Source organism: Sorangium sp. So ce426 (genome assembly GCF_051475585.1).
Classification (GTDB): Bacteria; Myxococcota_A; Polyangia; order Polyangiales; family Polyangiaceae; genus Sorangium; species Sorangium cellulosum_B.
Genome location: NZ_CP150341.1, coordinates 9,579,021 through 9,591,370 on the forward strand (window position 1 = coordinate 9,579,021; position 12,350 = coordinate 9,591,370).

The 12,350-nt window shown below is 72.3% G+C and carries 11 protein-coding genes and 1 pseudogene; 11 read left to right on the forward strand and 1 reads right to left on the reverse strand.

Going from position 1 to position 12,350, the window contains the following annotated elements; genetic code table 11:
• Window positions 1-177 precede the first annotated feature (177 nt).
• From WMF44_RS35885 to WMF44_RS35925, 9 genes are all read left to right on the forward strand, one after another.
• Window positions 178-1,296 (forward strand): NAD-dependent epimerase/dehydratase family protein, encoded by a 1,119-nt coding sequence (locus WMF44_RS35885; protein ID WP_437294544.1) that lies wholly within the window; start codon window positions 178-180, stop codon window positions 1,294-1,296.
• Window positions 1,293-2,429 carry an SDR family NAD(P)-dependent oxidoreductase gene (locus WMF44_RS35890; RefSeq protein ID WP_437294545.1) on the forward strand — a complete coding sequence of 379 codons (1,137 nt, stop codon included), beginning with the start codon at window positions 1,293-1,295 and terminating at the stop codon, window positions 2,427-2,429. Before WMF44_RS35885 ends, WMF44_RS35890 begins: the two co-directional genes overlap by 4 nt.
• Window positions 2,426-3,727, forward strand: a complete 1,302-nt coding sequence (locus WMF44_RS35895) for a TIGR04295 family B12-binding domain-containing radical SAM protein (RefSeq protein ID WP_437301655.1) — start codon at window positions 2,426-2,428, stop codon at window positions 3,725-3,727. The genes WMF44_RS35890 and WMF44_RS35895 overlap by 4 nt, the downstream gene beginning before the upstream one ends.
• Window positions 3,720-4,895, forward strand: coding sequence for a glycosyltransferase family 4 protein (locus WMF44_RS35900; protein WP_437294546.1), 1,176 nt, complete (start codon window positions 3,720-3,722; stop codon window positions 4,893-4,895). Before WMF44_RS35895 ends, WMF44_RS35900 begins: the two co-directional genes overlap by 8 nt.
• Window positions 4,886-6,031: a CgeB family protein gene (locus WMF44_RS35905; protein WP_437294547.1), complete on the forward strand. Its 1,146-nt coding sequence runs from the start codon at window positions 4,886-4,888 to the stop codon at window positions 6,029-6,031. The genes WMF44_RS35900 and WMF44_RS35905 overlap by 10 nt, the downstream gene beginning before the upstream one ends.
• Window positions 6,028-7,167: a CgeB family protein gene (locus WMF44_RS35910; protein WP_437294548.1), complete on the forward strand. Its 1,140-nt coding sequence runs from the start codon at window positions 6,028-6,030 to the stop codon at window positions 7,165-7,167. Before WMF44_RS35905 ends, WMF44_RS35910 begins: the two co-directional genes overlap by 4 nt.
• Complete coding sequence (locus tag WMF44_RS35915; protein WP_437294549.1) at window positions 7,164-8,327, forward strand: CgeB family protein; 1,164 nt, start codon at window positions 7,164-7,166, stop codon at window positions 8,325-8,327. Before WMF44_RS35910 ends, WMF44_RS35915 begins: the two co-directional genes overlap by 4 nt.
• Entirely contained in the window at window positions 8,324-9,331 is a 1,008-nt protein-coding gene (locus WMF44_RS35920; RefSeq protein WP_437294550.1) for a UDP-glucuronic acid decarboxylase family protein, read from the forward strand. The genes WMF44_RS35915 and WMF44_RS35920 overlap by 4 nt, the downstream gene beginning before the upstream one ends.
• A 129-nt stretch (window positions 9,332-9,460) precedes the next feature.
• The gene (locus WMF44_RS35925) at window positions 9,461-10,429 is read left to right on the forward strand and encodes a hypothetical protein (protein WP_437294551.1); all 969 of its coding nucleotides are present in this window, start codon (window positions 9,461-9,463) and stop codon (window positions 10,427-10,429) included.
• Window positions 10,430-10,473: 44 nt separating this feature from the next.
• Here the strand turns inward: WMF44_RS35925 and WMF44_RS35930 are convergent, their stop codons facing one another.
• Window positions 10,474-11,067: a Uma2 family endonuclease gene (locus WMF44_RS35930; RefSeq protein WP_437294552.1), complete on the reverse strand. Its 594-nt coding sequence runs from the start codon at window positions 11,065-11,067 to the stop codon at window positions 10,474-10,476.
• A gap of 268 nt (window positions 11,068-11,335) precedes the next feature.
• On the opposite strand from WMF44_RS35930, the gene WMF44_RS35935 reads away from it, so the two are divergent.
• On the forward strand, window positions 11,336-11,803 hold the full coding sequence (locus WMF44_RS35935) for an ABA4-like family protein (RefSeq protein ID WP_437294553.1): 468 nt from the start codon (window positions 11,336-11,338) through the stop codon (window positions 11,801-11,803).
• A 15-nt stretch (window positions 11,804-11,818) separates the two neighbouring features.
• Window positions 11,819-12,103: pseudogene (locus WMF44_RS35940) on the forward strand (hypothetical protein); the annotation flags it as partial.
• Window positions 12,104-12,350: the final 247 nt, after the last annotated feature.

The window sequence follows — 12,350 nt, forward strand, 5'->3', positions numbered from 1 at the left end:
ACGATCATGCCCTGTTTGCAACGAACGGAGCCGAACACGACGCGCAGCGATCCGCCGGAGCACGATGTCATCGCAAGGGAACCTCGGTCTCCGGACTCATCCAGCCTCGCTCGCCTCGCCTGTTCTGCCCGGGCTCGCGGCGCCTCCGCCGCGCGCTGATCATCGAACCAGAGGGATATGACGAGTCACGTCCTCATCACCGGTGGAGCGGGGTTCATCGGCTCTCACGTGGCCGACGAGCTCCTGCGCCAGGGGGTCCGCGTCCGGGCGCTCGACAGCCTGGTCCCTCAGGTGCACGGCCCCGACCGCAACCGCCCGGCGTACCTCGACCCGGAGGTCGAGCTCATCGTGGGTGATGTCCGCGACCGGGACGCGGTGAAATCGGCGCTCCGCGGCGTGGACGCGGTCGTCCACTTCGCGTCCGCGGTCGGGGTCGGACAGAGCATGTACAAGATCGCGGAGTACACCTCGATCAACAACCTCGGCACCGCCGTGCTGCTCGAGGAGCTCGCCGCGAAGCCTGTCTCGAGGCTGCTCGTCGCCTCGAGCATGAGCGTGTATGGCGAGGGGCTCTACCGGGCGGCCTCCGGCGCGGTGGTCCCCGGCGCGAGCCGGCCGCTCGAGCAGCTCAAGCGCGGCGACTGGGAGGTCCGGAGCGAGGCGGGCGAGGCGCTCGTGCCCATCCCGACGCCCGAGTCCAAGCCCCCGTCGCTCGAGTCGGTCTATGCGCTCTCCAAGTACGACCAGGAGCGGCTCTGCCTGATGATCGGGCGCGCGTACCAGATCCCGACCGTCGCCCTCCGCTTCTTCAACGTCTACGGCCGCCGTCAGGCCCTCTCCAACCCGTACACCGGCGTCCTCGCCATCTTCGCCGCGAGGCTCCTCAACGACCGTCCGCCCGTGATCTTCGAGGACGGGCTGCAGCGGCGCGATCTCGTGAGCGTCACCGACGTCGCCCGCGCCTGCGTCCGGGCCCTCGGCGCCGACGCCGCGGTGGGCCAGGTGCTCAACATCGGCAGCGGGCGGTCGTACACCGTGCGTGAGGTCGCCGAGCGCGTCCGCGAGGTGATGGGGAAGAGCGGTATCGAGCCCGAGATCGTCGGAAAATCCCGGCTGGGCGACGTCCGGCACTGCTTCGCCGACATCGGCGCGGCGCAGCAGAAGATCGGGTATGCGCCCCGGGTCTCGCTCGAGGAGGGGCTCCGCGATCTCGCCGGCTGGCTCGAGGGGCAGGTGGCGAAGGACGCTGTCGCCCAGGCCCGCGCCGAGCTCGAGTCCAGGGGGCTCACGGTATGAGCGCCGCGGCGGATGGCCCGGGCGGCGCGACCGCAGCGCCGGGGCGCCCGGCGCTGATCACCGGCGGCGCCGGCTTCATCGGGGCCAACCTGGCCCACCGCCTGCTCCAGGCGGGAGAGGCGGTGATCCTCTTCGACAACCTCTCCCGCCCCTCGGTGGCGCGCAACGTCGAGTGGTTGAGGCGCACCCACGGCGACCGCGTCACGCTGATCACCGGCGACGTGAGGGACGCCCGCGCTGTCGCGGCCGCGGTCCGGCGCGCCTCGAGCGTCTTCCACTTCGCCGCCCAGGTGGCCGTGACGACGAGCCTCGTCCAGCCGGTGGAAGACTTCGAGATCAACGCCCGCGGGACGCTCAATGTGCTCGAGGCGATCCGCGCCGAGAGCGCCCCGCCGCCGCTCCTCCTCACGTCCACCAACAAGGTGTACGGCGGCCTCCCCGACGTCCCGCTCTCGTGCGGCGGCCGGCGCTACGAGCCCGCGGATCCGGAGCTCCGGGCCTCCGGCGTCTCCGAGGCCCGCCCGCTCGATTTCCACAGCCCCTACGGCTGCTCCAAGGGCGCGGCGGACCAGTACGTCATCGATTATGCCCGCACCTTCGGGCTCCCCGCGGCGGTGTTCCGGATGAGCTGTATCTACGGTCCTCGGCAGTTCGGGACCGAGGACCAGGGGTGGGTCGCGCATTTCCTCCTCCAGGCGCTCCGGCGGGAGCCGATCACCCTTTACGGCGACGGGATGCAGGTGCGTGACGTGCTCTTCATCGACGACCTCGTCGACGCGCTCCTCCTCGCCCGCAGGGACATCCGGCAGATCTCGGCGTCGGCGTTCAACGTCGGCGGGGGCCCGGAGAACACGCTCAGCCTGCTCGAGCTGCTCGATCTCATCGAGGAGCTCGACGGCAAGCGCCCCCTGATCGGCTTCGAGGGGTGGCGGCCGGGCGATCAGCGGTACTACGTCTCCGACTGCCGCCGGCTCTCCGCGGCCACGGGGTGGTGGCCGCGCGTCCGGGTCCGCGAGGGGGTGCGCAGGCTGCACGGCTGGCTGCGGGAGATGACGGAGGCGACCGGCGCCGCGAAGGCCGCCGCCGGCGCCGGCCAGCCCGCGAAGGAGCCGTGCGCGGGGGGCGTCCGGTGAGGTTCGCGCTCGTCAACCCGGCCTGGAGCTTCGAGGGGAGCATCTATTTCGGCTGCCGCGAGCCTCACCTGCCCCTCGAATACGGCTACGCCAGGGCGCTGCTCGAGGCCGCGGGCCACGAGGCGACCCTCGTCGACGCCCAGGCCCGGGGCCTCGCCGACGGCGCCCTCCGCGACGAGGTGGCCGCGCTCCGCGCCGACGCCATCGTGGTGACCACCGCGCCGAGCTACCTCTTCTGGCGCTGCGCCCCGCCCGAGCTCCGCGTCCCGCAGCAGGCGCTCCGCGCGCTCCACGGGCTGCCAGGGCTCCGGCTCGCGGTGGGCCCCCACGCCTCCACCACCCCCCGCGCCACCCTGCGCAAGCTCGGGGTCGACGCCGTGGTGATGGGCGAGTGCGAGGACGTGCTGGTGGAGCTCGCCGATCGCCCGCGATCGCGCTGGGGCGAGATCGACGCGATCGCCTGGCTGGACGGCGACGAGGCGCGCGTGCAGGGCGGCCCGCGCGCGTCGGACATGGCCCGGCTGCCGGCCCTGCGCTGGGACGACGCCACGGTGGCGCGCCACGCCCACCACCACCACCGCTTCGACACCACGCCGATCGGCCCCGGCGCCGAGGTCGAGGCGTCGAGAGGGTGCCCGTACCACTGCACCTTCTGCGCGAAGGACAACTTCCGCGAGGGCTACCGCAAGCGCCCCCTCGGCGTGCTCCTCGACGAGATCGACGGGCTCGTCGCCCAGGGGGTTCGTTACGTCTATTTCATCGACGAGATCTTCCTGCCGGATCGCCCGCTGCTCGAGGCGCTCGTCGATCGCCCGGTGTCGTTCGGCGTCCAGATGCGCGTCGATAACTGGAGCCGGGAGATGCTCGACCTGCTCGGGAGAGCGGGGTGCGTCTCGATCGAGGCAGGGGTGGAGAGCGTCACCCGGGAGGGCAGGAGCCTCCTGGCCAAGCGCTGCAGGCTCTCGACCGAGCAGCTCGGCGATCTCCTGATCCACGCCAAGAAGAGCGTCCCCTTCGTCCAGGCGAACCTGATCCAGTCGCCGACCGACGATCCAGCGGACGTCGCCGCCTTCCGGGAGCGGCTCCGGCAGCACGGCGTGTGGGCGAACGAGCCGGTGCCGATGTTCCCTTACCCGGGCTCGCCCGAGTACACGATGCGCTGGGGCGCCCCCGACGATGAAGCGTGGGAGCGCTCGGTCGCGCACTACCTCGATCAGTTCGAGCGCTTCAGCGACCTCCAGGACAGCCGCCCTCTCCCGCTCTCCGCGCTGGAGATCGCGCCCCCCGGCCATGGCTGACGCAGCGCGCGCCCCCGGCTCGGTCCTGATGACCGCCGACACGGTGGGGGGCGTCTTCTCCTACGCGCTCGCGCTCGCGCGCGCGCTCGCGGCGCGCGGGGTCCGGACGTCGCTCGCCACCCTCGGCGGGCCGCTCTCCGCGCCCCAGCGCGAGGCCGCGGGCCGCGTGCCCGGGCTCGCCGTCTTCGAGAGCTCCTTCCGGCTCGAGTGGATGGAGGATCCCTGGGACGACGTCGCGCGCGCCGGGGACTGGCTCCTCGAGCTCGAGGAGCGCGTCCGGCCGGCGCTCATCCACCTGAACGGCTATGCGCACGGCGCGCTCGGCTTCCGCGCCCCGAAGCTCGTTGTGGCCCACTCGTGCGTCCTCTCCTGGTGGGCCGCGGTCCTCGGCGGGGAGGCGCCGCCGCGGTACGATCGCTACCGGCGCGAGGTGGCCCGGGGGCTCGCCGCCGCGTCGGCGGTGGTGGCCCCGACCCGGGCGATGCTCGACGCGCTCCTGCGCCACCACGGCCCGCTCCCCGGGGGCACGCGGGCGGAGGTGATCCCCAACGCCGCCGACCCCGCGCGGTTCGCCCCGCGCCCCAAGGAGGAGCTCGTCCTCGCGGTCGGGCGGCTCTGGGACCAGGCCAAGAACATCGAGGCGCTCGGCGAGGTGGCCCCTCACCTGCCCTGGCCGATCCAGGTGGCAGGGAGCGACGTCCGCCCGGGCGCGGGCGCGGGCGCGACACCCCTCCCTTCGCACCTCCCCTCGCTCGAGCACCTCGGCGTGCTCTCGCCGTCCGCCGTCGCCGCCGCGCTCGGCCGCGCGTCGATCTACGCTCACCCGGCCCGCTACGAGCCGTTCGGCCTGTCGGTCCTGGAGGCTGCGCTCTCCGGGTGCGCCCTCGTCCTGGGCGACATCCCCAGCCTGCGCGAGGTCTGGGGGGACGCGGCCCTCTACGTGGATCCCGGCGACACGGAGGCCCTCCGGCGCGCGCTCCGGGCGCTCATCGACGCGCCCGGCGCGCGGCGCGAGATGGCCACGCGCGCCCGCGCCCGCGCCCTCGGCTTCTCGCCGCGGCGGATGGCCCGGGGCTACCTGCGCCTCTACGGCGAGCTCCTCGAGCGCGGGCCTGGCGAAGAAGAGCGCTCGCCGTGGAGGAGAGGGGAGCACGCGCCATGCGCATAGCCCTGTTCTGCCACTCCCTGCTCTCCGACTGGAACCACGGGAACGCGCACTTCCTCCGCGGCGTGGTCACCGAGCTCGCCGAGCGCGGGCACGAGGTCCGCGCCTTCGAGCCGAGGGACGCCTGGAGCCTCCAGAACCTCGTCGCCGATCACGGCGAGGCGCCGCTGCGCGAGGTGAGGGAGGTCTACCCGCGCGTCGATCCCATCCGGTACGACCTTGCCTCGCTCGACCTCGACGAGGCGCTCGAGGGCACCTCGCTCGTCCTCGTCCACGAGTGGAGCGAGCCCGAGCTGGTCGCCCGCATCGGCGCGCACCGGGCACACGCGTCGCGCGCGTCGTACCGGCTGCTCTTCCACGACACACACCACCGGTCGGTCACGGATCCCGGGGCCATGGCCCGCTACGACCTCACCCGCTACGACGGCGTCCTCGCCTTCGGCCGGGTGATCCGCGACCTCTACCTCGCGCGCCGCTGGGCCCGCCGGGCCTTCGTCTGGCACGAGGCCGCGGACGTCCGCGTGTTCCGCCCGCGCCGCGGGGCCCGGCCCGAGCGCGATCTCGTGTGGATCGGCAACTGGGGCGACGAGGAGCGCACCCGCGAGCTCGACGCGTTCCTGATCGGCCCGGCGCGCGATCTCGGCCTCTCCGCCCGCGTGCACGGGGTGCGTTACCCCGACCACGCCCGCGCCGCGCTCGACGCGGCCGGCATCGAGCACCGGGGCTGGCTCCCCAACTACCGCGCTCCCGAGGCGTTCGCGCGGGCCAGGGTGACCGTCCACGTCCCGAGGAGGCCCTACGTCGCCTCGCTCCCGGGGATCCCGACCATCCGGCCGTTCGAGGCCATGGCCTGCGCCATCCCGCTCGTCTGCTCGCCGTGGAGCGACGCGGAGGGGCTGTTCTCGCCCGGCCGCGACTACCTCGTCGCCCGGGACGGCGACGAGATGAAGCGGCGCCTCGCGGCCCTGCTCGCCGAGCCCGCCCTGGCCGCCGAGCTGGCGGAGCGGGGGCGCGCGACGATCCTCGCGCGCCACACGTGCGCCCACCGGGTCGACGAGCTCCTCGCCATCGCCGCCGAGCTCGGCGTCGAGGTCGACCGCCCCGCGCCCGCCGCCCCACCCCAGCGAGCCACGTCATGAACCGACCCAGCCCACGCCCGACCGCGAGCCGATCGCTCGACATCGCCTTCTTCGGATCGAGCCTCGTCTCCGCCTACTGGAACGGAGCCGCCACCTACTACCGCGGCATCCTCCGCGCCCTCGCGGCGCGAGGGCACCGCATCACCTTCCACGAGCCGGACGCCTACGATCGCCAGAAGCACCGCGACATCGACGACCCGCCGTGGGCCCGCGTCGTCGTCTACTCCGGCGCCGACCCCGCGGAGCCCAGGCGGCTCGTCGAGCAGGCCCGGAGCGCCGACGTCGTCGTCAAGGCCAGCGGCGTCGGCGTCTTCGACGAGCTGCTCGAGGCCGAGGTCGCCGCGCTCGATCGGCCGGGGCTCACCACGATCTTCTGGGACGTCGACGCCCCGGCCACGCTCGAGCGGGTCCGCGCCGCGCCGTCGGACCCCTTCCGCGCGCAGATCCCGCGCTTCAACCTGGTCTTCACCTACGGCGGCGGCGACCCGGTGGTGCGCGGCTACGAGGCGCTCGGCGCGCGGCGCTGCGCGCCGATCTACAACGCGCTCGACCCCGAGACCCACCTCGAGGTCCAGCCAGACCCTCGATTTCATTGCGATTTTGCGCTGCTCGCCAACCGCCTGCCGGACCGGGAACGGCGCGTGGAGGAGTTCTTCCTGCGGCCCGCGGCCGCGCTCCCCGGGCTCCGGTTCCTCCTTGGCGGCAGCGGCTGGCAGGACAAGGCGATGCCCCCGAACGTCCGGTACGTCGGGCACGTCTACACGGCGGACCACAACGCCTTCAACGCCAGCGCCCGCGCGGTGCTGAACGTGGCCCGCGACAGCATGGCGTCGGTCGGCTTCTCCCCGGCGACCCGGGTCTTCGAGGCCGCGGGCGCGGCCGCGTGCCTCGTCACGGACGCGTGGGAGGGGATCGAGCTCTTCCTCGAGCCCGGGCGCGAGGTGCTTGTCGCGAGGAGCGGCGACGACGTCGTGGAGATCCTCCGGGCGCTCACGCCCGAGCGAGCCCGCGCCGTCGGCAGGGCGGCGAAGCAGCGCGTGCTGGCGGGGCACACCTACGCCGAGCGCGCCAGGCAGGTCGAGGCCCTGCTGGCCCGCCCCGACGGCGCAACCCTCACCGCGATCGCGCCGCCGTGAAGCCCATCTCCTTCGTCTTCCTGGGCCTGTCGATCACCTCGTCGTGGGGCAACGGCCACGCGACGACGTACCGCGGGCTGCTCCGGCGGCTGGCCCAGCGGGGGCACGGCGTGCTGTTCCTGGAGCGGGACCTCTCGTTCTACGCCGAGAACCGCGACCTCCCGAGCCCGCCCTACGGCCGGACCGAGCTCTACCGGGGGCTCGACGATCTCCGCGCGCGCTTCGGGGGCGCGGTGCGCGACGCGGACCTGGTGGTCGTCGGGTCCTACGTGCCCGACGGCGCCGAGGTCGGCGCCTGGGTGACGGAGACGGCGCGCGGGAAGACCGCGTTCTACGACATCGACACGCCGGTGACGCTCAAGCAGATCGAGCGGGGCGGCGCCGGGTACCTGTCTCCGGCGCTCATCCCGCGGTACGACCTGTACCTCTCGTTCACCGGCGGCCCGACGCTCGAGCGGCTCGAGCGCCGCCACGGGGCGAAGCGGGCGCGGCCGCTCTACTGCGCGGTGGATCCGGACGAGTATTTCCCGGAGCGCGCGCCGCCCCGGTGGGATCTCGGCTACCTCGGCACGTACAGCGCCGATCGCCAGCCCACGCTGGACCGGCTCCTCGTCGCGCCGGCGCGCCGCTGGGGGCGCGGCCGCTTCGTTGTCGCCGGCCCGCAGTACCCGGCGGACATCGGCTGGCCCACCAACGTCGAGCGCACGGATCACGTCCCGCCGGGCGCGCACCGCGGCTTTTACGGCGCGCAGCGCTTCACGCTCAACGTCACCCGCCGGGACATGATCGAGGCGGGGTACTCGCCGAGCGTGCGCCTCTTCGAGGCCGCGGCCTGCGGGGTGCCGGTGATCAGCGACGACTGGCCGGGCCTCGACGAGCTCTTCGAGCCGGGCAAGGAGATCCTGGTCGCCCGCTCCCCGGAGGAGGTGCTCCACCTGATCCGCGAGCTCCCCGAGCGGGAGCGGATCGCGATCGGCCAGCGGGCGCGCGAGCGCGTGCTCGCCCGACACACGGCGGCGCACCGCGCCGAGGCGCTGGAGAGGTACACCCGGGAGCTGCTCGACGAGCAGGGCGCGCCGGAGCGCCGGAGCGCCCGGGGGGCCGGGGACGATGACGTCGACGTGGGGAGTCGACCTGGAGAGGAGGTCAGAGAGACATGAGCGCAGCGCTCCGCATCCTGGTGACCGGGGGCGCCGGATTCGTCGGCTCCCACCTGTGTGATCGGCTGATCCGGGAGGGCCACGAGGTCGTCGCGCTCGACGATCTCTCGACGGGCTCCCGGGACAACGTCGCCCATCTCCTCTCTCACCGGCGCTTCCGGCTGGTGGAGCACGACGTCATGCAGCCGTACGAGCGGGAGGTCGACCGCATCTACAACCTCGCCTCGCCGGCGAGCCCGCCGCATTACCAGCGCGATCCGGTCCGTACCACGCTGGTCAACGTGCTCGGCGCGCTCCACGCGCTGAAGCTCGCCGAGGGCTGCGGGGCGCGCGTCTTCCAGGCGTCGACCAGCGAGGTCTACGGCGATCCCGAGGTCCACCCGCAGCCGGAGGGCTACCGGGGCGCGGTGAACCCGATCGGGATCCGCTCCTGTTATGACGAGGGGAAGCGGTGCGCCGAGTCGCTGATGATGGACTTCCACCGCCGCGGCGTCGAGGTGCGCCTGGCGCGGATCTTCAACACGTACGGTCCGCGCATGGCGCTCGATGACGGTCGGGTGGTGTCGAACTTCATCGTACAGGCGCTCCGGGGTGAGGACCTCACCGTGTACGGCGACGGCTCCCAGACACGGAGCTTCTGCTACGTGGAGGACCTCATCGACGGGATCGTCCGGCTGATGGAGCACCCGGCCGAGACGGGCCCGGTGAACCTGGGCAATCCCGAGGAGTTCACCGTACTTGAGCTCGCCGAGGAGGTGCTTCACCTGACCGGGAGCCGGGGTCGGGTGGTGTTCCGTCCGCTGCCCGAGGACGATCCGAGGCAGCGGCAGCCGGTGATCGACCGCGCGCGGCGGGTGCTCGGCTTCGAGCCGAAGGTGCCGTTGCGCACGGGCCTGCGCCGCACGATCGAGGGATTCCGGAGCGCGCTCGGGCTGGGCCATCGCGCACCTGGGCTCCCGATGTCGGACGATGACGCACCGTTGCCCCGTGCGGCGAACGGCTGAGCCGAGCCGACCGTAGAGTCGCTGCGGCGCCCATGATACCGTCAGCTCTCTGACGCCCGATTGTCGCACAGGGCCGTGCGGCGAACGGCAGGGGCACTGCGCCCTTAACTTAGAGCGAAGGAGAGCGGCATGGATCTCAGGGCATGGTGCGCGGCGCTCTGCGCGGCGACGGTGGGTCTCGTGGGCTGCGGCGGGGACTCGGGAACGAGCAATACCGGCGGTTCGTCGGACGGCTCGGGCTCGGGCATCGGGCAGGGGAGTGGTTCCAGCGGCCAAGGGGGTTCCTTCGGCGAGGGGGTCGGCTCCGGGATCGGGTCCGGATCCGGCAGCGGGACGACCGGGGGAGGCGGCAGCGGCGCGGGCTCCTCGGGGTGCGAGCACGTCGATGTCGTGTTCGCGCTCGACAACTCCTCGAGCATGGATGAGGAGAAGGCGTCGATGCGCGACGTCGTGTTCCCGGCGTTCGCGCAGGCGTTGCTCGATATCGACGGCATCCGCGACTTCCGCGCGGCCGTGATGGACGCCTGCCCCCTCCCCGCCACCTTCCACACGCGCGGCGCCGCGGGTGAGTGCTCGTTCCAGAGCGGCAAGGCGTGGATGGAGAGCTCGAGCACCGACCTCACGGGCGAGTTTCAGTGCGCTGCAGATCTCTATGTGGACGACATCGAGTGCACCGAAACCAATGACGACGAGCAGCCCGTGTCCTCGATCGCCGCCGCGCTGGAGCCGCCGTTCTCGACCGGCGAGAACGCGGGGTTCCTCCGCAACGACGCGTTGCTGGTGGTCGTGGCGATCACCGACGAGGACGAGCAGCCCGCCCCGCGCCAGACGCCGCAGCAGATCCACGATCGGCTGGTCGCCGCGAAGGGCGACGCGAAGAACGTGGTGTTCCTCGGCATCGGCGGAAGGCGGCAGTGCGAGGGCGCTTATGGGGACGCGGAGGAGGCCGAGGACATGCAGAGGCTCGTGGACCTGTTCGCCGCCGATGGCCGTGGGTTCTTCTGGGATCTCTGCGAAGGGCACCTCGAGGACGGCCTCACGAGCGCCCTCGCGGCGATCGAAGAGGCGTGTGTGGAGTTCGTGCCCACCGTGAACTGACGATGAACTGACGAAGGGCGGCGCCGTGAGGCGCCGCCGGCAGGCTACCGCGGCAAGCTCTCCTGGTCTTCCTCCGGCGCTTCGCCCTCGTCGGCGCCGAGCTGCTCGACTTCCCCCCACAACGCATCGAGTTCCAGCCGGAGCCCTTCGCATCCAGGCACATCGATGCTCCCATCGGTCGCGTCGAGCGCGTGCGCGTAGCGCCCATCCGCCCCGAGCTCGAGGAGCTCGATGCTCCGGAGCTGCGGATCGACGATCCAGTACCAGCGCACCCCGAAGGCGGCATATTCGCGGAGCTTCTCGACACGATCGCGGCGCCCGTCGCTCGGCGTGGGGGAGACGACCTCGACGGCGATATCGGGCGGGATACGCACCAGCCCCCGCGCTGGTGGCCTCCGGCTTCCGGGGAAAAAGACGGTCACGTCGGGCTTCCGGCCCCGCTGCGGCTTCACCGCGAATTTTGCGTCCGAGCCGCCCACCAGCCCGCCGCGGGGGGTGATCCAGGCGCGGAGCATGTGGATCAACCAGCCGACCACGACCTCGTGAACGTAGCCGGACACCTCTTCCTCCACGAGCAACCCGTCCACGAGCTCGCCCGGCTCATCCTCGGGCAGGGCCGCCCACTCGACGAGCGACATCCGCCGGCCTGACGCGGGTGCGGGTGAACGAGCCGCAGCCTGGACCATGAACCGAGCCTATCACGCCTGCCGCAAGGGGTGTACCGCGAGGGCGGCCCGCCCGCTGCTCCCACCAGGCGCGCGCAAGCATCCGCCGCGTGTCGGCGAGGCGCGAGGCGCGAGGCGTGAGGGCCGGCGGGGGTGCGCCCCTGATCGCTCTCTTTTTTTCCCTCAAAGTTAACACTGTTACGAATAGTTTCATCGTTACAACCAGCAGCCGGTGGAGGGTATGATGGATAGGGTCTTTGGACTGAGCGGCTTCCTCGTGATGCCGTTCTGGTTCCTGATGATTTTTCTGCCCCGCGCTCGATGGACGCGGCGGATCATGGAGTCGCCGCTCGTGATCGTCGCGCCCGCGCTGCTCTACACGGCGCTCGTCCTCCCGGTCATCCGCGAGGTGTTCCCGATCGTCAACCAGCCGAGCCTCGCGGCGGTCGCCCAGCTGCTCGGCTCGCCCGCGGGCGCCACGATCGGCTGGGTTCATTTCCTCGCCTTCGATCTCTTCGTGGGCCGGTGGGTGTACCTCGACAGCCGCGATCGCGACATCTCGCCGTGGCTCATGGCCCCGGTGCTCTATCTGACGCTGATGCTCGGGCCGCTGGGGTTCTCGCTCTACCTCGCCGTCCGCGCGATCGCCGCTCGATCGCCGCGCGCCGTCGTCGCGACCGCGGCGCCGCGCCCCGCCGGGGAGGCCTGACATGAGCGCCCGCTCGCTGAGCCCGCGCACAGCGTGGGCGTCGCCGACGGCGGGCCAGGGCTCCCCGTCGTCAACTGGAGCACGCGCGGAGGCGACCTGCGCATCGCCCACTTCTTCGGGATGCACGCGCTGCAAGCCGTCCCGCTGGTCGGCTACTGGCTGTCGGCGAGGGCGTCGGGCTCAGGGCCGCGCATGCGGCGGGCAACGCGATGGGTGATCGCGTTCGCCATCGGCTACGGCGCCGTCGCGCTGGCGCTCTTCCTGACGGCCCTCGCAGGGCGACCGCTGATCCGGATGTAGCGCGCCGAGAGGACGGCGGTCCTGCGCCGCTGGAAGCTAAAGAGGCGAGCCGGCGCAGATCGCCGACCACTGCCGCGTGACGATGGGCGCGAGCAGGATGTCGTCAAGCGGACGACGTCGCCTGCGACGAGTCCGTCACTTCATCGTCATCGATAGACAACAACAAGCAGGTAGCCCGCCACACAATTGACACAAATTCCGTCTAGGCTCTCCAGCGCGTCTGCGCCTGCCGCTGTTTCCCACCCGT